At 64.4% G+C, this 19,745-nt stretch carries 12 protein-coding genes; 2 read left to right on the top strand and 10 right to left on the bottom strand.

What is annotated here, in order from left to right; all coding sequences use genetic code 11:
* Positions 1-36: 36 nt before the first annotated feature.
* The 7 genes from HMPREF3167_RS04085 to HMPREF3167_RS04115 form a co-directional block, all read right to left on the bottom strand.
* Positions 37-4,878, bottom strand: coding sequence for a family 20 glycosylhydrolase (locus HMPREF3167_RS04085; protein ID WP_070445648.1), 4,842 nt, complete (start codon positions 4,876-4,878; stop codon positions 37-39).
* Between the two features lie 229 nt (positions 4,879-5,107).
* Complete coding sequence (locus HMPREF3167_RS04090) at positions 5,108-6,586, bottom strand: galactose-1-phosphate uridylyltransferase (RefSeq protein WP_068538884.1); 1,479 nt, start codon at positions 6,584-6,586, stop codon at positions 5,108-5,110.
* The gene (locus HMPREF3167_RS04095) at positions 6,583-7,677 is read right to left on the bottom strand and encodes a phosphotransferase enzyme family protein (RefSeq protein ID WP_070445651.1); all 1,095 of its coding nucleotides are present in this window, start codon (positions 7,675-7,677) and stop codon (positions 6,583-6,585) included. Before HMPREF3167_RS04095 ends, HMPREF3167_RS04090 begins: the two co-directional genes overlap by 4 nt.
* Positions 7,677-9,839, bottom strand: a complete 2,163-nt coding sequence (gene gnpA, locus HMPREF3167_RS04100; protein ID WP_062612734.1) for a 1,3-beta-galactosyl-N-acetylhexosamine phosphorylase — start codon at positions 9,837-9,839, stop codon at positions 7,677-7,679. Before gnpA ends, HMPREF3167_RS04095 begins: the two co-directional genes overlap by 1 nt.
* Positions 9,840-9,874: 35 nt before the next feature.
* On the bottom strand, positions 9,875-10,813 hold the full coding sequence (locus HMPREF3167_RS04105; RefSeq protein ID WP_062612732.1) for a carbohydrate ABC transporter permease: 939 nt from the start codon (positions 10,811-10,813) through the stop codon (positions 9,875-9,877).
* Positions 10,806-11,774: a carbohydrate ABC transporter permease gene (locus HMPREF3167_RS04110; protein WP_062612730.1), complete on the bottom strand. Its 969-nt coding sequence runs from the start codon at positions 11,772-11,774 to the stop codon at positions 10,806-10,808. Before HMPREF3167_RS04110 ends, HMPREF3167_RS04105 begins: the two co-directional genes overlap by 8 nt.
* 85 nt (positions 11,775-11,859) lie before the next feature.
* The gene (locus HMPREF3167_RS04115; protein WP_062612729.1) at positions 11,860-13,194 is read right to left on the bottom strand and encodes an ABC transporter substrate-binding protein; all 1,335 of its coding nucleotides are present in this window, start codon (positions 13,192-13,194) and stop codon (positions 11,860-11,862) included.
* 230 nt (positions 13,195-13,424) lie between these two features.
* On the opposite strand from HMPREF3167_RS04115, the gene HMPREF3167_RS04120 reads away from it, so the two are divergent.
* Positions 13,425-14,597 carry an ROK family protein gene (locus HMPREF3167_RS04120; protein ID WP_145989883.1) on the top strand — a complete coding sequence of 391 codons (1,173 nt, stop codon included), beginning with the start codon at positions 13,425-13,427 and terminating at the stop codon, positions 14,595-14,597.
* Positions 14,594-15,505, top strand: coding sequence for an ROK family protein (locus HMPREF3167_RS04125; RefSeq protein ID WP_062612725.1), 912 nt, complete (start codon positions 14,594-14,596; stop codon positions 15,503-15,505). The genes HMPREF3167_RS04120 and HMPREF3167_RS04125 overlap by 4 nt, the downstream gene beginning before the upstream one ends.
* 217 nt (positions 15,506-15,722) lie before the next feature.
* Here the strand turns inward: HMPREF3167_RS04125 and HMPREF3167_RS04130 are convergent, their stop codons facing one another.
* The 3 genes from HMPREF3167_RS04130 to HMPREF3167_RS04140 are packed head-to-tail and all read right to left on the bottom strand — an operon-like array spanning position 15,723 to position 19,740.
* Complete coding sequence (locus HMPREF3167_RS04130; RefSeq protein ID WP_068538881.1) at positions 15,723-17,792, bottom strand: ABC transporter ATP-binding protein; 2,070 nt, start codon at positions 17,790-17,792, stop codon at positions 15,723-15,725.
* A gap of 2 nt (positions 17,793-17,794) precedes the next feature.
* The gene (locus HMPREF3167_RS04135; protein ID WP_083281071.1) at positions 17,795-18,784 is read right to left on the bottom strand and encodes an ABC transporter permease; all 990 of its coding nucleotides are present in this window, start codon (positions 18,782-18,784) and stop codon (positions 17,795-17,797) included.
* Positions 18,781-19,740, bottom strand: a complete 960-nt coding sequence (locus HMPREF3167_RS04140) for an ABC transporter permease (RefSeq protein WP_062612721.1) — start codon at positions 19,738-19,740, stop codon at positions 18,781-18,783. Before HMPREF3167_RS04140 ends, HMPREF3167_RS04135 begins: the two co-directional genes overlap by 4 nt.
* Between the last annotated feature and the right edge of the window lie 5 nt (positions 19,741-19,745).

The raw sequence follows: 19,745 nt of genomic DNA on the forward strand, positions 1-19,745 counted from the left end.
CCGGCCGGCCCCCGCGGGGGCCGGCCGGCGAGGCATCTATCCGATCATCGCGATCGAACTCCACCCATGGCCCGCCTCCTTCGCTGGGCCCCAACCACTACCGGTGTTGTGGTAGCTGAAGAGCTTGCCATCGTTTCGGATGCCGACGAGGTCCAGGCGCCCATCACCGTCCGTGTCGCCGGGAACGGTCACGTGGGTGAAGGCATCCCACCCGTGACCGATGCGATCCGCGAGGCTGATGTAGCCATCGGAGGAGCCGGCGTAGAGGTAGAGGCCGCCGTCGCGTCCTGTCGCGATGACATCCGATACGCCGTCGCCGGTGAGATCTCCGGCTGACATGATAGAGCGCATGTCTCCCCACGAGTGGCCAATCTTCGTCCCTGAGTGCATACCCGAGGGGGTGAGCACGTAGCGGTACAGATCCCCGCTGGGAACGTGACGTGCCACGACGAACTCGCTTCGCGACGAACCGATCCTGCCGACGTAGGCGAGGTTGTCCAGGTTCGACCAGCCGTGGCCTGCCTGCTGCCCGCGGGTGAGAAAGCCATCGCCTTGCGAGTTGTAGAAGAAGGCACGCCCGTCGTCGAGAGTCACGAGCATGTCCGCGCGCCCGTCGCCGTTCATATCCGGGATCGGAGCCATGGAGGCGAAGTTCTGAGCGTCGCAGGACACGACACCCTTGCCAGCGAACTTGCCGTTTCCGAGGCTCGGGTAGAACCGGAGATGACCGTCGGCGTCGATCGCCCACAGGTCCGCGAAGCGATCGCCGCTTGCTTCGCCGAGTCGATCAGTGGCCTTCGCCGGGGTTGACGGCCTGTCGATCGTCTCGCACACCGGCTCGGCGGGCTCGTCCGGAACGATGGCCTTGTCGGGGAACTGGTGTGTCCACGTGGTCTGCGCCTGGGGATCAAGTGTGATGCCGTCCGCGAGTCCGTCCTTGAGCTGCGCGCTTATCTGCGCGACGTAGCCCGGCTCGACAGAGTGAGTTCCGGGGGAGAGGAGCGTCGATCCAAGAAGGTAGTCGACGTACTCCGACTCGGGAACGGTGATGGTCAGGTTCTCATCGTCCCAGGTCGGCTCGTCCGGGACGATCAACGTTTCGAAGGTGTGAACCCACGGGATGAACTTGCCGTCGTTGTCGTAGAAGGAGTCGCTGAAGTAGTAGCCGTCAGCGGGCTCGGCGGTCACGACGAGCGTCGAACCGGCTTGTCCTTCGTGGCTGCCCGGCGTCACGGGCGCGCCGTCGACGAGGTAGGTGACGCCCTCGGTGGCGGGGATGGTGTAGCTCAGGCCGTCGTAGGTCGGCTCCGCGGGCTCAACGAGGGTCTTCGGTGCGCCCGTGCCCCGAATGACCTGAAGCTCGCCGGCAGACATGACGGTTGCGTCTGTGACGCTCGGCTGAGCGTTGAGGCCTTGGAACCGGAGGTGCTTGGCCTTAACGCCGTCAAGCGAGACCAATTGGCTCTTGGTGGAGTCCTCGAAGGATCCCCTTGCGACCGGTTCGCCCCAACCTGCCGGGTCGGAGGGCATCTCGTTGGCCGCGTAGATCTCGTAGTCCTTGACGCGACCGTTGACCTGACCCTGCCTCGGGGTGTAGACGAAGCCGCACAGGTCTACCCCGTCCTCGCCAACTTGCAGGTCGATGTAGTGGGGGTAATCGGGGTGCGAGTTCTGCCACGCGGTGTGCCAGAAGGTGGCGGGGTTGCCGTCAACGGCTGCCTCCTTAGGCCCGTTGGGGGCTCGCTCGCCAGTCAGCTCCTCCGAGGATGCGCCCACCGCCGTCGGAGATGTTGGCAATCCGCAGACTGCCGAGATAGTGGCGCGGACGTTCGCGCTCTGCTCGCCGGCGGTGACGTTGAAGACGAACTCCGCTTCGCCTCGATACCAGTCAGGCTTGACCTTGAAGGTCACGTCCTTCGCTTCGCCGGCGCCGATGGTGTCGATGGTCTGAGCGCCGGGGGTGATGAGCCAGCCGTTCTTCACGGGAGGCTTCACGACGACGTTGGTGAGGTTGGCGTCCGTGCGGTTGGTGATCGTCACGGTCATGGTGGCCGCCCCGGCGTCGTCGGCGGAGGGGTAGGCGGTGAGGGGGTTGGCGGCGACGGTTGCGGTGAAGGTGCGCGTTGAGGGCTCGATCTTCCACACGTCGTCCGTCATGTCGCCGGGCAGCTGGACGATTTCGCCGGCAGCGGGCTTGGTGTCGTTCTTGGTCCCGTTGAACTCGACGAAATCGATGTGCTCCTCGGCGCCGGTGGCGACTGCCAGGCGTTGGAGGGTCACGGCGTTGACGATCTCGAAGGAACCGTCGCCAGTTGTGAGCAGCATCCACTTTTGCGGGTTGCGCTCGGCGTAGCCGCTGTTACCGGCCTGGTTGCCCGTGTAGATCTTGGACACGTCCACGCAGGGACGGGCCTCGGGGCGCGCGCCAACCTGGGTCACCGTGGAGAGGTGCTTGTAACCGGAGACAACCGACAGGCACTGGTTGGTCGCCATGTTCTTCAACTGGTAGTAGTGGTCCGGCGTGGAGGTCAGCGTCCATTCGTCTCCGTCCCCGAGCGAGGCGTTACCCGCGAGTTGGAGGGACTTGCCGGCCGGCTGAGAGATCGTGTAGATGCCGTCCTCAAGCGGCTTGCGGTTGATGTTCTCCCACATGGGCGAACGTTCGATCTTGTCGACGCGCTTCGCCTTGAAGTCCGCGTAGGTCGGGTTATCGGAGGGGTTTCCTCCGCTCCACGTGATCTGTGCGATGTAGCGCATCGCCTCGTAGACGTCGAGTTCGACCTCGTTTTCGGTTTGCTTGACGCCGTTGTCGGGCCAGATCGAGAGCTTGGCGCCGAGGATGTTGTCGGTCTTAGACACGACGCCGTCGCGGCCCTGGAAGATGTTGACGTCGAAGTTCGGGTCGTTGTACAAGAAGGCCGGACCGTTTGCCTGGATGGGGTAGGGGGTGGCCCTGGCGAAGTAGAGTTTGAGGTTCGCGTTGACCAGCCGGTAGCCGTCGTTAGCAAGCTCGTTGGCTGAGCGTCCAGATCCGAGCCAGTGCTCGACTACGATGTCCTTGTCGAGCGTGACGGCGTGGGTGGCGACGATTCCGTCGTTCCAGATGCGCAGCGTCTTGCCTTTGGCCTTGACATAGCTGTTGATGTCGTTGATGAAATAGGTGAAGGCGTCGGCGCCGGTAGCCTGACTATTGCCGGTGACCTCCCTGGCGTAGCGGGCCAGTTGTGGGTAGGTGGCGTAGCTTGCCCCCATGAGGTACTCGTCGGCGCCCATGTGCCAGTAGTTGGTGGAGAAGACGCCGTCGTACTCGTCGATGAGTGTCTTGTAGAACTCCACGGCTTGCGGGTTCGTGATATCGAGGCGATCGACGCTACCGTTGCCGGCTTGGTCCTTCAGTTGGAACTGGGGGAGGTTCTCCAGCCAGATGTTCATGTGGCCGGGGGAGTTGATCTCGGGGATCACGTCGATGCCGTAGGAGTCGGCCTTCTCAACAAATGCCTTCACGTCCTCGCGCGAGTAGTACGAGAACGTGTTCGCGGCCGGGTAGGCGTCCGACTTGAGTTTCATCTCCATGAGGATGGAGTTGAGCTTGAGGTCAGCCATCTCATTGAGGAAACGCTCGATCCACTCGGTGGAGAAGTTGATCTGGCAGGCGCACAGCGTGACGCCGCGCTCCTTGTAGGTGGGTGTGTCCGTCACCGATCCGGCGGGAAGGGTCAGACTCTGGCGGAGCATTTGGGACAGCGTGCGGGTTCCCCAGAATGCCCCGCGCGCTGTGGCGGCCGTGATCGTGACGCCCGCTGGTTGGATGGAAAGGGTGTAGCCCTCCTCGCCGAGGCTTTCCTTGTGGGTGTCGTCGATGACGATCTCGATCCCTGTCCCGTTAGTTGCTCCCGTGACGGAGTCGCCGTTGGTGTAGGCATTGAGTTCGTCGACGAGAAGCTGGGCGCTGCTGGCGAAGGTGTCGGGGCGAACGACTGTCACGTCCTGCGTGGCAGTCCAGGTGCCCTCGGAACGTGCGAACTGTCCGGTCAGGGAGGGGATGGTGGCCGGGATGGGCATGCCCTCGTAGCTGAAGTCGTAGCTAACGGACTGGTCGCCGAAGAACGTGTAGCCATCTCGAGGGGTGGCGGTTACGGTGGTGGCGCCGTTGTTGAGGGTGACGTCGCCCGTGACGATCGCGCCGTTGATCTTGTAGTCGACCCCGGCGATGGTCGGCACAGTGATGCTCGCACCGTTCTCGCTCTGGATAGGCGCGGTGGGGGTCACGATGGTGGCGCCGGCCTCGGTGTGGCAGGATCCGATGAGGCGAATGTCGCCCACGGACGTCAGGTTCTGGCTGTTGACGAGCGCGGAGAGCGCCTTCAGGGTGACGAACTTGCCGGTTGCGGGCCCCTCAAAGCGGACGACCTGCGCTGAGTCGGTGTTCTCGAAGGTGCCGCTAGCGACCCGGGTGGTGTCGGTGAAGCCGACGCCATCCTCGATGGGGCTATCCGAGACATGGATCTCGTAGTTGCCGACGATGCCGTTGTGTTTACCGGTTCCACTGCTGCCCTGCCGCTGGGTGTACTCGATGCCCGTGAAAGAACAGTCGGCGATCTGCGCACCTGGGAATGTGCCCACGGAGATCCAGTGGGGGCCGGGGGTCTCGGTATTGCCCACCGACCAGTTGGTGTGCCAGTAGGTGGTCGCAACCCCGTCAATCGCCTTAGCGGCGGGACCGTTGCCGTTGGGCTCCTGAGTTTCCTCCGAATCCGCATACCCGACGTACAACTGGTCGGGGCCGCCGATGAAGGTGTCGGTTGTGTCGGCGGTTGCGGGTGGGGCAGTGAGGGTACCGAAACCGCCTCCCGCCACGACGACGAGTGCAGCCGACACTGCGGCAATAGCTCGCCTAGACCATGATCTGCTTGTGCCTATCACATGTGCTCCTTTGCTCGATGTGGTTGGTTGGTCTTAACGATAATGGTTGGTCGTCGACAGTGACGACGGTCCGCCGTGGCCAGTTACGTCTGTGCCCCTGTGCAACATCGAAGTGACATAGGGGCACAGACGTGAGCGGCCGGCGTGATCGCCAGGCTAAACCTCATGGGATGTGCTTCGAGACCTATCGCTCCTCGAAGCCATGGTCGAGGAGCCAGGCCAAGGTCTGCTCCTTGTGCTTGAACACTGCCGTGTTATCGAGGATGCGCTCGCAGATGCTGCCTAGCTCGTCGCGGATGGCGGCGTCGATTGCGGCGCGGTCGGTGGAACCGGACAGGGCCTCCTTCGTCTCGTCGAACAGAAGGCGGAACGGTTCGAGGTCGGCTGGGAGGTCGGCGCCGGATTCGATCGCGTCCGCGATCAGCGCCAGCTCCGAGTCGAGGCGGCCGGGCAGGATGAACAAGCCCTGGGCCTCGATGAGGCCGATGGATTCCTGCTTGACCGCATGGAATTCGGGGTGGGCGTGAAACACACCCGCCGGGAACTCCTCGGTCGTAACATTCGACCGCAAGATGAGGGACATTTCGTATCCGCGTTCGGTGCGAATCACCGTGGGGGAGGTGGCGGAATGAACGCCCTCATCATCGCGGGCGATTATTCCTAGCTCCGGATTGGAGTAGGACACCCATGCGTCGTGGATCTTCTCGCAGACGGCTACCACGGTCTCCGCGTCCGGGCTGACCACCCGAATGGCGGTGTTGTGCCAGTCGAGGATCTCCACCCCGGCATCCGGATGGTCCGGGTCTTGGACTTCCTTCCACGTCTTCGCGGTGTGCATCGGCAGGAGCTCCCCGCCGCCCTGGTAGTGGTCGTGGCCGAGCACCGAGCCGCCGATCCGGGGCAGTGCCGCGTTGCAGCCGATGAACAGCGAGGGGTACTGGTCGACGAAGGAGATGAGCTGACGGAAGGCGTCGGCGTCCACGTGCATCGGGGTGTGAAGGGTGTTGACCGCGATGCCGTGCTCGTCGAGGTAGCCGTAGGGGGAGAACTGCCAGAACCAGTCCTCCGCGCCCATCTTCAGTGGCACCGTGCGGAGCGTGAACTTGGCCCGGCCCGCGAAGCCCTCGTTCTCGTGGCAGATCGAGCAGCGTGGGTAGCCGCCGGCCACCGCGTTTCCCGCCGCCGCTTTCTTCGGGTCTTTGAACTCGGGCTTGGCCTTGTTGATCGTGACGATCAGGCCGCGGGTTTCGAAGCGCGGGTTGCGGTCAAGCACCGCCCGGCGCACGTAGTTCGAGCGGATCGAGTACTCGTAGAGCCACGCCATCGCGGCGTCCCCGCCTTCGGCGTCGCGCACTTGCGCGAAGCGCTCCTGTAGCTGGGAGGGGATGAGTGTGAGGTAGCCCATCGCCTGGTCGCAGACGGCGTCGGCCTGGTAGTCCTCGATGAGACCCTCGGCGGCCAGCGCCCCCGCGAACTCGGCCAGCAACGCGTCGGGCCGCACGTGCTCGGCCCCGCGCGCCCCGGTCGGCTCGTAGGAGTTGAGCCCGAACATGCCAAAGATCTGGTTGCGCGCCCAGTCCTCGTTGGCCGCCCCGAGCTCGAGGTGGGCCCGGGCGTAGTCGACTAGGGCGTCGATCGCTTCATACACGCGGCGCAGAGTCATTGTTCTTCCTCGCTTTCTAGCGCGCGGCGCACGATCGCATTCATTTCATCCATCTTCTTTTCGATGTCGGCTACCAGCGCCAGTTGGGTGCGGGCCCGCTCCAGGTTGTGAGTGGGGTGCTTCGTTGCGAAGTACACGTCGCCTTCAAGGTAGTCGGTGAGGAATCGCATGCCGCATTCAAGGGTGAGGAGCTTGACGGAGAAGGCTAGCAGCTCGGATTCTTTCTCCGTGATCGCGTCGCCCAGGGTGCTGACGAATCCGCGGCAGTACGCCTCGAATAGCTCGAGGTTGATCCCCATGTTGGCCGGCTCGGGGTCGTCCTCGTCCGTGGTGGCGGCCCCGGTGCGCAGTGCGTCGCCGAAGTCGTACAGCATCGAGCCGGGCATCACGGTGTCGAGGTCGATGATGGCCCGCGCCTCGTGCGTGGTGGCGTCGAACAGGATGTTGTTGATCTTCGTGTCGTTGTGCGTCACCCGGTAGGGCAGTTTACCGGTGCTGAGCCGGTCGGTCACCACGAAGCAGTCGAGTTCGCGCCGCATGTAATCGGCGATCTCGGCCCGCGCGCTCTCGGCCCGGCCGGCGATGTCGGCCTCCACGGCCGCCGCGAGGTTCGCGAACCGGCGTGGCGTGTCGTGGAAGTGCGGGATCGTCTCGGCAAGCTGGGTGGCATCAAAATCGGCGAGGTCCTTTTGAAACTGGCCGAATGCCGCGCCGGCGGCCCGCGTCACGCCCGGGTCGTCCACCACCGAGTACGACACCGTGTGCGGGATAAAGACGTACAGCCTGTACGCGCCGTGCGCCCCGGCGTCGTGAAACAGCTCGCCCTCGACCGTGGGGATCACGGTCAGGGTCTCGCGTCCCTTGGCGGCCACGAAGCGCGTTACGAGGTCGATGTTGCGCATGAGGCTGGCCGGGTCGCGGAAGATCTCCGTGTTGAGGCGTTGCAGGATGAACACCCCACGGCCGGCTTCCACCCGGTAGGTGTCGTTGATGTGCCCGTCGCCCCACGGCTCCAGGTGGGTCACCTCGCCGACGTCGAAGTGACCCAGCACCTGCTCCAGCACGTCGGGCTTGAGTTCCTTGGCGCCCATCAGTCCTCGTAGTCCTTCCACAGGATGCCCGAGCCCTCCAGCTCCACGTCCACGCGCTCCCCGCCTGGCAGCGCCACGGTGGTTGCCTGCGGCTGGCCGGTGTTGTTCACGACGGCGTAGCACCGGCTTGCGGGGAAGTAGGCCACTTCGCAGTCGGGGTTGGAGCTCGACCATTCGGCGTAGTGCTCCTCCGCGCCGGCAACCCAGAACAGGATGCGCTCGAGCAGGCGGGCGTTCGTGGCTGAGTAGGGCAGGCCAGACAGGTACACGCCGCGGCCCTTCCCGTAATCGTTGGCGGCCAGCTGGACCTCGCCGCCTTCGGCGCGCAACACGGCCGTGTCCTGGGAGATCGGGAACGTGTTCGTGATCGTCTCACCGAAATCGAGCGGGGCTTCGAACTCCGCCGTGATGAAGTGATCCTCGGTGGGCTCGGGCCAGTACTTGTCCACGTTGAGCGAGCGGTAGATCTCCTCGTCCACGCCCAGCACGTCGGCCAGCTGGAAGAAGCGGCCCTGCCGGTCGATCGCGGTGGGCTGGCCGACGCCCACGAAGCCCTTGCCGCTGCGCACCCACGCGCGGATCGCGGAGACGAGGGCGGGGTTGGCCCAGGCGTCGCCGCCCGAGTAGGAGGTGGCGGCGGGGCCGGCATTGATAATGACGTCGACGTCGTCGGGCACGCCGCCCTCGAGCACGTCCGCGAACGAGATGAACCGGACGTTCACGCGCATACCCGAGATTGCCTCGAGGATGCCGTAGTAGTTGCGGTTGTACTTGTTCGGCAGCGCGTGCGCGACAGTGAAACCCTGCCAGGAGCGCTGCTCGCCCCACGCGTCAAGGAACGCGACGGTTAACTGAGGCTGCGCGCCCACGCCGCCCGAGCGGTCGTAGATGTCGCGGAACTCGTCGGCAATGTGGGCCACGGCCTCCACGAAGGTCGGGAACTTGTTCGCCAGCGACAGGTAGCCGCCGTAACCCATGCGCTCCAGCGGGGAGCGCAGGATTGCGCGGCGGGCCTTGCGCCAATTGTCCCACGCCTCAATCGAGGGGTCTGCCCCGTCGTAGAAGCTGTCCGGGAAGAAGTAGGGAAGGAAGCGACCTTCGTGGTATCGCACGCCCTTGATGTCCGCGATCATGCGGGTGGTGGTGCCGTCGCCCACCGAACCCACGATCGCGTCCATGCCCAGGCCCGGGTATTCCTTCGAATACGGCTCGGTGCCGATCCACTGGTCGCCAAGGAACATCATGGCTTCCTTGCCAGCGGCGTGGGTCAGATCGACCATGTGCTTAATCATGTGCTGGACCGAGTGGAAGGTGAAGTCCAGCCAGTCGCGCTGCGGCTTGCCGGGGTTGACGAACGACGAGCCGTAGCTACCGGCGTCGACGAAGTCCTCCGGGCGCATCCGGTAGCCGTACTGTTTCTCGAAGTCAGCCAGCGCCTGAGCCGAAACGGTGACTTGGAATCCCGTCCAGTCCACGATCTTCTCGCGCCGAAGGTTGTTGAAGATCAGCGTGAACTGGTAGAAGAACGTGGTGAAGCGGACGACGTCGACGTGCGGGTTGTCCGCCAACCATTTCTCCAGGGTCTCGTACATGAAGTCACGGACCTCCGGGTGGCGCGGATCGAAGGCGATCTCGTGCTCCTTGTCCCCCCAATCGTTCGTGATGTGGTTGTACATCTGGACCGGATCCCAGATGACGTAGGCGAGGAACGTCACGGTGTACTCGTGCATCGAGGTGGCCCCGGTGATCGTGACGCAGTCCGTGGTGGCGTCGTAGCTCCACGACGCCGTGGGCAGGGTCTCGCCGGACGTGCGGTCAATGACCTCCCAGTACTGGGCCGGGTCGTCGTCGTGATTGACCTGGAGCTGCTCTTCAAAGTAGGTGGCCAGCAGCGGGATGGTGACGGATTCGCCCTCGGCGAGGGTGCGCTCCGAGAGCAGGTAGACCTGCGGGACGTACCTCATTTTGCCGACCATAAACTCGTTATGGCCACGGGTGGGGAAGTAGGCCGAGTAGACGCGCTTGCCCAAGTCCAGGACGTCATGGTCAAGCTGCGTGCCGTCTGAGTTGCGGACGGCGTCAGCGCCCCAAAGTTCGGCGAGTTTCTTAGATTCTTCGAAGAAGTTTTCTTCGGTCGGCATGGTGAAGCGGCCGTGTGACATGGTTTCTCCGTGAGGTAGTAGTAGGTGGGTGGTGATCAGCCCTTGACCGCGCCGGCCGACAGACCGGACTGCCAGTAGCGCTGCAGTGCAAGGAAGAGGATGATCAGCGGGACGACGCCGAGCAGGGAGGCCATCATCATCGGACCATACTGCGGGTTGAAGTACGAGGCCATGCCGTACAGACCGAGGGTGATGGGCTTGAGTTCCTGGGAGGAGATCATCAACTGCGGCAGGATGAAGTTATTCCAGGTTGCCACGAAGATGAACAGGAAGATCGTCACCATCGCCGGGGCCAGGATGCGCAGCACCATCGTGAAGAAGATGCGTCCCTCGCCGGCGCCGTCGATGCGGGCCGCCTCGATCAGTTCGGTGGGCACCGATGACTGGACGTAGACCCTGCCAAGGAACACGCCGAAGGGTGAAACCGCGCAGGGGATGATGATCGACAGCATCGTGTTGTCCAAGCCAAGGTTCAAGAACATGATGTAGATCGGCACCGAGAGCAGGGCCACCGGCATGAGCAGGCCGGCCATGATGGTGCCGAGCGCGGCGTTCTTGAACGGGAAGTTGAACTTTGCGAGCGCGTAGCCGGCCATCACCGAGGTGATGGTGCCGATGAGCGCCGCAACCGTGGAGTAGATGAAGGAGTTGCCGATCCACCGCCACAGCAGGCCCTGGGTCCAGCCCACGAGCGAGTCATAGTTGGCGGAGATGGCGGCGGGCAGTGACGGGTTCGCCGTCGTGTCGTTGTGGGAGGCGAACCACAGGCCGAACGTGGTGGTCAGCTCGGAGTTCGTCTTCGTGGAGGCGACGATCATCCAGTAAATCGGGAAGATGAAGTACAGGAGGAAGATGATCATGAACAGGGCGGCGATGACCTTCGAGGTGATCTTCGGTGCGAAGGTGCGGGTGGGGACGCCCTCGATTGAAGGGGTGTAGGTTCGCCCGTCGGGGAGCGCGGCTGTCTTAGTCATTTCCATTCACCTTCCGATCCGTCAGGAAGTAGATCACGGCGAGGACACCGGCGATGATCGCCATCATGATCGCGATGGCGGACGCGGGGCCGTCACCCGAGGGCGTGATGTATCCCTTGGCCGTGTTCAACGCCATCATCAGCGGCGTGTAAGCCTGGCCCATCCAGGTGTTCTTCGTGGCAAGGACGGCGGGCTCATTGTAGAGCTGAATGGTGCCGACGATCGACAACAGGATGGCGAGCAACGCTGCTCCGCGCACCATGGGGATCTTGATGTGGCGCACGATCTGCCAGGATGATGCGCCGTCGACACGGGCTGCTTCGTACAGGTCGCGCGGGATGGCCTGCAGGGCTGCGAGGAAGATGAGCATGTTGTAACCAGCGAACGTCCACGTGGTCATGTTCGCCATGGAGGCGAGAATGACGTTGCTGGAGAAGAAGTCGATCGGGAATTCCACGCCGATCGCGTCAAACAGTGAGTTCAGGGGCGAGACTGTCGGGGTGTAGATGTACATCCAGATGATGGCGGCCACGACGCCGGGAACGGCGTAGGGCAGGAAGTAGGACAGCCGGTAGATGGTGACGTGGCGGAGGATCAGGGAGTCGATGAGGAGAGCCAGGACCAGGGCCAGGCCGATCATGATCGGTACCTGGAAGAGGGTGTAGAGGATGACTCGTCCGATGCCGGCCCAGAACACGTCGGAGCCGACGACGTAGGCGAAGTTGTCAAACCCGACGAAGACCTGCTGAGAATCGCCGCCGCCGAAGGCGCCGCCGCCGACCACGCGGGTCTGGAAGAAGGCCTTGTAGATGGAGACGAAGATTGGGATAACGAAGATAAACGTGAAGAGTGCAGCAAACGGGGCCATGAAGAGCCAGCCGGTGCGGGCTTCGTGTGCCTCGCGCTTTGTGCGCCGATGCTTGTGCGTTGTGGCTGGAGGTTCCTTAACGGTTGTAGACATTATTATTTTTCCATCCGTTTCTGCATCCCGTTCTTTTGCTGTGGGGGCACCTTTCGGCGCCCCCACAGCAAAAGAACAAGTGTTCTTACTTCACCGTCAGGCCGGCGTTTTCGATGGCCTTCTTGGCGGTGTCGGCAGCCTGGTTGAGCACGTCAGCCACTGAGCTGGACCCGCTGCCTGCGGCGGCGGCGTTCTCACCGAGGTTGCTCCACACGGCCGACCAACCCGGGATGTAGAGGAAGGGCTTCATCGCGTCGTTCGCGGTGGCGAACTGGGCGAGTACATCCTCATCGCCGTAGAAGGAGGCGTACTTGGGGTTGGCGGGCTTGTCGGCCGCGGCGACCACGAGACCCTGGGAGGCGAGGTCGTCAACCTGGGTGTTGAACCAGGCGTTGAACTCCATGGCCTGCTCGGGGTACTGGCAGGTCTTGGACACGACGACGCCGGAGCCGCCATCGGGGCCGGTGCCGCCGCCGTTGCCGAAGTCGGGCAGCTGGGCGATGGACCACTTGCCGACGTTGTCGGAGCCGGCCATGTCGTCAGCGAGGAGCGGGGCCTCCCACGCGGCGCCGATGGTGCCGATGATGGTGCCGTCGTTGAGCTTGGACTTCCAGTCAGCGCCCCAACGCTCGATCACGGGCGCAGCCTTCGCGTCGAGCAGCTGCTGCCAGAAGTCGGCGACGGCCGAGGTGCCCTTACCCGTGACGTCGATCTTCCAAGAATCGCCGTCGATGGCGAACCACTGGTCGCCAGCAGCCGCGGACAGTGCCGGGAAGATCGAGCCGGCCTCGTCAGTCTGGAAGGTGGCAATGTACTTGCCCTTCTCGGCTGCCTTCTTGGCGGTGTCGATGAACTCTTGCGAGGTGGTCGGAACGTTGAGGCCAAGCTCCTCGAACGCGGCCTTGTTGTAGTAGTAGACGAGCGGGCCGGTGTCCTGCGGCAGGCCGAAGTACTTGCCGTCGAGCTGCATGGAGCCGAACGGGCCATCACCGAACTTGTCGGCGTACTTCGTGGCGTACTGCGTGACGTCCTGGACGAGACCGCCGACGTAGAGCTCGGCTAGATCGGCGTATCCGGCCTGGAAGAGGCAGGCCGCGTTGTTGGCCGAGACGTCCGTCTGGACCTTCTTGATCAGGTCGGCCGGGGCGCCGTCGAACTTGGTGGAGGTGACCTGGATGTCGGGGTGCTCCTCGTTCCAGCGTGCGACGATGTCAGCGACGGGGACCATGCCTTCGCCGTCGGGCAGGCGGTGCAGGTACTCGATGGTGACGGGTTCACCGGAGGCGGAGGTTTGCGATCCGCCGCTGGTGGGCGTGGTGGTGGACTCCGAGCCGCCTGCACCGTTTGAGCAGGCGGAGAGGATCAGGGCGCCCGAAGCAAAGAGGGCTCCGACCTTAGTGATTGACGAAAGTTTTGTCATGTTTCCTCCCCCTTGAGGATTGTTGTGTCGTGGTGACGAGATTCGGGTTCCGAATCAGTATTGGCACATCGCCTTCGGTGCGCCTCAACTGACCTCGAGCTTAACACACTTCATCCACGCAGTGTGCAATTTGCAAAATAATAACGATATGGTTTCGCCAAGTTGGAAAAAGGCTCGTAGGAGGATACACTGATTCTAGAGCGGATACCACGGCTCAAGGAGGAGTTTAAGTGGCGAAGAATCCTGCGGTAAGCACCGACTTGCTAGACACCGCATACGGAATGATCAAGTCAGGCGTTGCCCGGCGTCGATCGGATTTGGTGCACTCGATGGGGATTTCGTCGTCGACAGCGTCGAACGTCGCCCGCAGCCTCATCGAACAGGAGCTGATTAAGGAAATAGAATCGAACAGGTCCACCGGCGGGCGGCCGGCAAAGATCCTTGTCTCAATCGACACCGCCGAGGTGGTGGCGGTGGCAGAGGTCGGCGCCCACCACCTGCGCTTCGGCATCATGGACTCCATCCACCCGATGCGCGAACCGAAAGAGATCGTCTTCGATTCCCCTTCGCCGCCCGAAAAGGTGATGGCCACCCTGGTCGAACGGTGGAATCAGCTACGAGAGGAGCACTTCGCGGAGTGCAAGATTGGCGCGATCGGCCTGTCCGTGGCCAGCCCGGTGGAAGCGATCACGCGCAAGCTCGTCCTACCCGCCCGCATGCCCGGCTGGCACGGGGCGGACCTGTGCGGGATCCTCAATGAGATGACGGGCCTGCCCGTATGGGTGGAAAACGACACGCGCGCATGCGCGGTGGGGGAGCTGCCCTACGTGTCCGCCGATTCTTACATCTACGTCAAGGCGGGTACCGGCATCGGCGGGGCGGTGGTCATCAACGGCGAGCTCTACCAAGGCGCGGGCGGCTTCGCGGGAGACATCAGCCACGCGCGGGTCGATCCCAACCTCAACAACCTGTGCGCCTGTGGGCGCATCGGGTGTCTGGAGGCGGTGGCCTCGGGTGCCATGATTCGCGAGCGGGCGCTGAGTGCGGGCCTCGACCTCGGCGACCGCCCGATCGTCGACGCCGTGCTTAACGACATGCCAGAAATCAACCCGTATGTGCGCCAGTCTGGGGAGCTGATTGGCCGGGCTTTGGGGCCGATCGTCAACTTCATTAACCCCGGCGCGATCTACGTGGGAGGTTCGCTCGCTCAGCTGGGCGTGTTCATGAGCTCCCTGCGTGCCTCGGTGTTTGATACTGCCAGCTCCACCGCCAGCCAGGATCTCGTCATTGACATCGCACCCAACGGCGCGAACGCCCCGCTCATGGGCGTGGCGCGGGAGGCGTTCAAGCTTATCGGATCCAACACTAGCCATCTGAAGTATCGACCTAGGAGGCATGAATGATGCGCGTGGGAATCGACGTCGGCGGCACGAAGATTGCCGTCGGCCTCGTTGACGGTGGAAACATCCTCGCCAAGGAAAGGTTCGCCTCCTATCCGGGGGCGCCGCAGTCAACGATCGCCGACATGGCACGCGAGGTTAAGGCCCTCGTCAGCGCGCACGGCCTCGGCCTTGACCAGATCGGCGGCGTGGGTGTGGGCTTCGCCGGCACGGTGGACTCGGACGCCGGCGTCGTGCGCACCTCGGCCAACCTGCGTTGGACGGACGTGGACGTCCGCACGCCGCTATCCTCAGCGCTTGGGCTTCCCGTCCGCCTGGTCAACGACGCCGACGCCGCGGCTTGGGCCGAATACCGATTCGGCGCGGCGCGAGGGTATGACTCGGTGGTGGCCATTACGGTGGGCACCGGGATCGGAGGCGCGCTGATCTTCGGCGATCGGGTGCTCGAGGGCAGGCACGGCCTGGCTGGCGAGCTCGGGCACTTCACCTACGAGCCGGGCGGACTGCCGTGCGGGTGCGGACGTGTGGGGTGCTGGGAGCAGTACTGCTCGGGTAGCCGGATGAACGCGCTCGCGGCTGAACGCCTGCCGGCCACGAACGGGCTGGCCACGGCCCGCGACGTCGATCCCCTCGCGCTCGCGGGGGACCCGGTGGCGCTGGGAATCTTTGAGGAGATCGGCACGGCGCTGGGTGCCGGCATGGCCTCGCTTGGCATGATCTTCGACCCGGACCTCTTCCTTATTGGCGGCGGTGTGTCCGAATCGGGGGAGCTGCTGTTGGAGCCGACGCGCCGGGAGTACACCCGCCAGATGGGCCTGGGCGGCTTCCCGTGTGCGAAGATCGTTGCGGCCTCCCTCGGCAACGACGCGGGAATCATCGGCGCGGCCGACCTCGGCGCAACCGCGCGGTGACCGTGGGGTGGTCGAGGGTCCCCGGCCGCAGCCGGGGACCCTCGACCACAGCCGGAGACCCGCGGCCGACGCAACTCAGGAATCTGGGGCCTGCCGGGCGCGTATAGCGATCGGTGGCCGGTATGTTCACGTGAAGTGTCGGGGCAGGCCGGCAGAGCGCGCGGGATTTCCGGGCGGCCGCGGTGAAGCGGCCTGCGGGGACACTCAAACTCAGAGCCTACGCCCGCCCGGCAACACCCGGCCCCGACCCAGCAATAGCCGACGTGACTCGGGCCTGCACGCCGTCCACCAGCGGGAAGTGGCAGGCCACAAACTGGTCGTTGCCCTGCCCTGTACGGAGCTTTCGCAGCGCCGGCTCCTGCGCCGCGCAGATGTCCTGGGCGAAGGGGCAGCGGGTGCGGAAGCGGCAGCCGCTGGGCGGATCCATCGCGGAGGGAGTCTCGCCGTCGATCTTGAGGCGGGAGACCTCCTCGGTGAAGGCGTCCTCGATGCGGGGGACGGCGTCCACCAGCCCCTTCGTGTAGGGGTGGAGTGGGCGGCGGGCGACGCTGTCGGCGTCGCCGTACTCCACGATCTTGCCCAGGTACATGACGGCGATGCGGTCGGACATGTACTGGACCACCGACAGGTCGTGGCTGATGAACACGTAGGCCAGCGAGTAGCGCTGTTGCAGGGCCCGCATCTGGTTAAGCACCTGAGCCTGAACGGAGACGTCGAGGGCGGAGACCGGCTCGTCGCACACGATCAGCCGCGGGTTCAGCGCGAGCACGCGGGCGAGCCCGATGCGCTGGAGCTGGCCGCCGGAGAATTCGTGCGGGTAGCGGGAAAGGGCGTCGCGTGGTAGGCCGATCTGCTCCACGAGGGCGGCCACACGGTCGTGGCGCTGGGCGCGGGTGCCCACCTTCTGAATGTTGAGCGGCTCGAGAATGATCTCGTCCACCCGCATGCGCGGATCCATCGCGGCGGCGGAGTCCTGGAACATCATCTGGACCTGGGCGTGGAACTTCTTCCGCTCCTTACCGCGCAGGCCGCAGAGTCGCACGCCTCCCACCTCGATCTCGCCTTCGGAGACGTCGTCGAGCCCGGCGATGAGCCGGCCGAGCGTGGACTTGCCGCACCCGGATTCGCCGACCACCCCGAAGACCTCGCCCTCGTAGATGGTCAAGGAGACGTCGGAGACAGCCGAGACGGTGCCGATCTTGCGCCGCACGAGCGAGCCGCCGTAGGCGGGGAAGTTGCGCGAGACGTGGCTGACCTGAAGAATCGGCTTGCTCTCATCGAGAGCATCGTTGCGCGACACGGACCGTAGCTCGTTGGTAAGCGGCTTGCCGCCGGGGAAGTGGCAGGCCACCTTGTGGCTGCCCTCCCCGAGCGTCGGTGTCACGGTGTGGCACACGTCCTGGGCGAAGGCACAACGCGGCGCGAACGGGCACCCGGTGACCTCCTCGGTGATCTCCAGCGGGGAGCCGGGGATCGAGTACAGCTCGGCGTCGGCGTTGTGGGCGCGCTCGGGTAGTGCAGCGAGCAAGGCGCGCGTGTACTGGTGGCGCGGGTTGGTGAACAGCTCGCGCGAGGGGGCCTGCTCCATCACGCGCCCCGAGTACATGACGGCCACGGAGTCCGCTCGCCCGGCTACCACCGCGAGGTCGTGGGTGACGAGGATGACGGAGGAGCCGAACTCGTCCTTGACGTCGTCGATGAGGTCGAGGATCTGCATCTGGGTGGTGACGTCGAGGGCGGTGGTCGGTTCGTCGGCGATGAGGAGCTTGGGCCGGCAAATGAGGGCCATGGCGATCATCGCGCGTTGACGCATGCCACCGGAGAGCTGGTGGGGGTAGTCGCCGACGATCTTGTCGGGTCGGGGCATCCCCACGCGCCGCATGATGTCGATGGCCGCCTCGTAGGCCTCCTTCTTCGACGCCGAGTGGTGGACGCGCAGCGGTTCGCCGATCTGGTCGCCGATGGTCATCGTGGGGTTGAGGGAGGTCATGGGATCTTGGAAGATCATGCCCACCTCGGTGCCACGTAGGCGACGCAACTCGGCGTCGTCCATCCCCACAAGCGCCTTGCCGTCCAGGGTGATCTGCCCGGAGGAGACGTACCCGTTGGAGGGTAGGAGGCCCATGAGGGCGAGCGCCGTCATGGTCTTTCCGGAGCCGGATTCGCCGACGATGCCGAGGGTTTGCCCGCGTCCGACTGTCAGGTTGACGCCGGACAGCGGCTGAACCTCGTCTTTTCGGCGGGGGATGCGAACCGAGAGGTCCTCGATTGATAGCAGGGTATCCATGTCTACCTCTTCCTCAAGCGCACTTCGAAGGCGTCACGCAGGCCGTCGCCAACGAAGTTGAAGGCAAGCACCAGGACGATGATCGCGATACCGGGGGGAAGGATCAGCCACCAGTTGCCCGAGTAGACCTCGGACAGGCCGGAGGAGAGCATGCCGCCCCAGTTGGCTGCGGGCGGCGGAACGCCCAGTCCGAGGAAGGATAGGTAGGCGACGTACAGGACGGCGTCGGCGACCTGGAAAGTGGCGTTGACGATGACGGTACCGATGGAGTTTCGCACGATGTGGGTGCGCACGGCCCGCCCCGGGGAGCCGCCCATGCCCTTCATGGCGAGGATGAACTCGCGCGAGCGCAATGCGATGGAGTCACCGCGGACCATGCGCGCCGGGTTGAGCCACGCGAACGCGGAGATGACGAGCACGAGTAGCGGGACTGTGGGGGTGATGATCGTGGCGATCAGCATGAACAGGAATAGCGCGGGGATCGACATGAGGGCGTCGACGAGGCGCATCATGACGGCGTCGACCCAGCCGCCGATGAAACCTGCCGCGGCTCCCCAGAGGGTGCCGAAGGCGGTGGCGAGCAGGCCGGCGCACAGGCCCACGATGAGGGAGGTCTGCCCGCCGAGCATGAGACGGCCGAGCTGGTCGTAGCCGACGGAATCAGTGCCGAGCGGGTGGCCGAGCTCGCCGGGGGCGAGGTAGGCGTGTGCGAGGTCGGTGTGGACCTGATCGGTGTGGTAGATCAGGGGGCCAACGAATGAAAAGAGAATGAGGGCGACCACGAGGCACAGGCCGAGGACGGCGAGCTTGTTCTCGAAGAAGACGGCTATGCCTTGGCGTCCGATGCCGAGTTGGCGCCGTGCGTGCGTGGCGTCGCCGACGACGACGGCAGCACCGCCGGATCCACCTCCGGCAACGCCGGCACTGTGGCTCGAGGAACTGCGGCTTGAGGCGGGGATGCCGGCCACCGCGTCGTTGATGGACTCACTCATTTGTCACCTCCAGAAAGTCGGACGCGGGGATCGGCCACGGCGTAGAGAATGTCGGCGATGAGGGCGCCGATCACGGTGGCGAGGGAAACGATGAGGGTGGAGGCCAGGAGGATGGGGTAGTCGCGGGTCTGGGTTGCCTGCCAGAACATGAGGCCCATGCCGGGATAGTTGAAGAGCTGTTCGACCACGAGCGCGCCGGAGAAGAGGGCGGGGATGTACATGCCGAGTAGCGTGATCACGGGGAAGAGGGAGTTGCGCAGAGCATGGCGGATGGTCACGCGCGAGGGGGAAAGGCCTTTGGCCTTGGCGGTGCGGATGTAGTTTTCGTTGAGGTTGTCGACCATCGTGGAGCGCACGTAGCGCGTGAACGCGGCGAGGGCGACGACGGCGAGGGTCACCACCGGCAGGATGAGGCCCTTCCATTGGCTGAGGATCTCGGCGACCGTGAAGCCTTGCGGGGCTTGCGGGGGAAGGATTGGCCACCACTGGGAGAAGACCACGATGAAGATGATGCCGAGGAAGAACAGCGGGGTGGCGTAGGCCAGGAGCGCGATCCCGGTGATGGCGTAGTCGACCTTGGTGTTGCGGTAGACGGCCTGGATGGCGCCGAGTGGGATGGAGATGATGACGGCGAGGGTGGTGGCGAGAAGGCTCAGCAGGATGGTCTTGGGCAGGCGCTGGAGGATGACGTCGGCTACCGGCTGGTTGAGCCGGAAGGAGTATCCGAGGTCGCCGCTCAGGAGGCGCTGGACGTAGAGGCCGAACTGCGTGAGGAAGGGCTGGTCGTAGCCCATCTGCGCGTTGTAGGCATCGATCTGCGCCTGCGTGGCATCCAGGCCGAGCGCGGATCGGGCGGCGCCGCCGGGAAGAAGATGAAGAAGGAGGAAGGTCAAGAAGGTCACGATGAGCATGACCGCGAATGCCTGACCGAGCCGTTGAAGAATGTATCGCCACATAGTTG

Origin of the sequence: Trueperella sp. HMSC08B05 (assembly GCF_001808405.1) — a bacterium.
GTDB lineage: Bacteria > Actinomycetota > Actinomycetes > Actinomycetales > Actinomycetaceae > Trueperella > Trueperella bernardiae.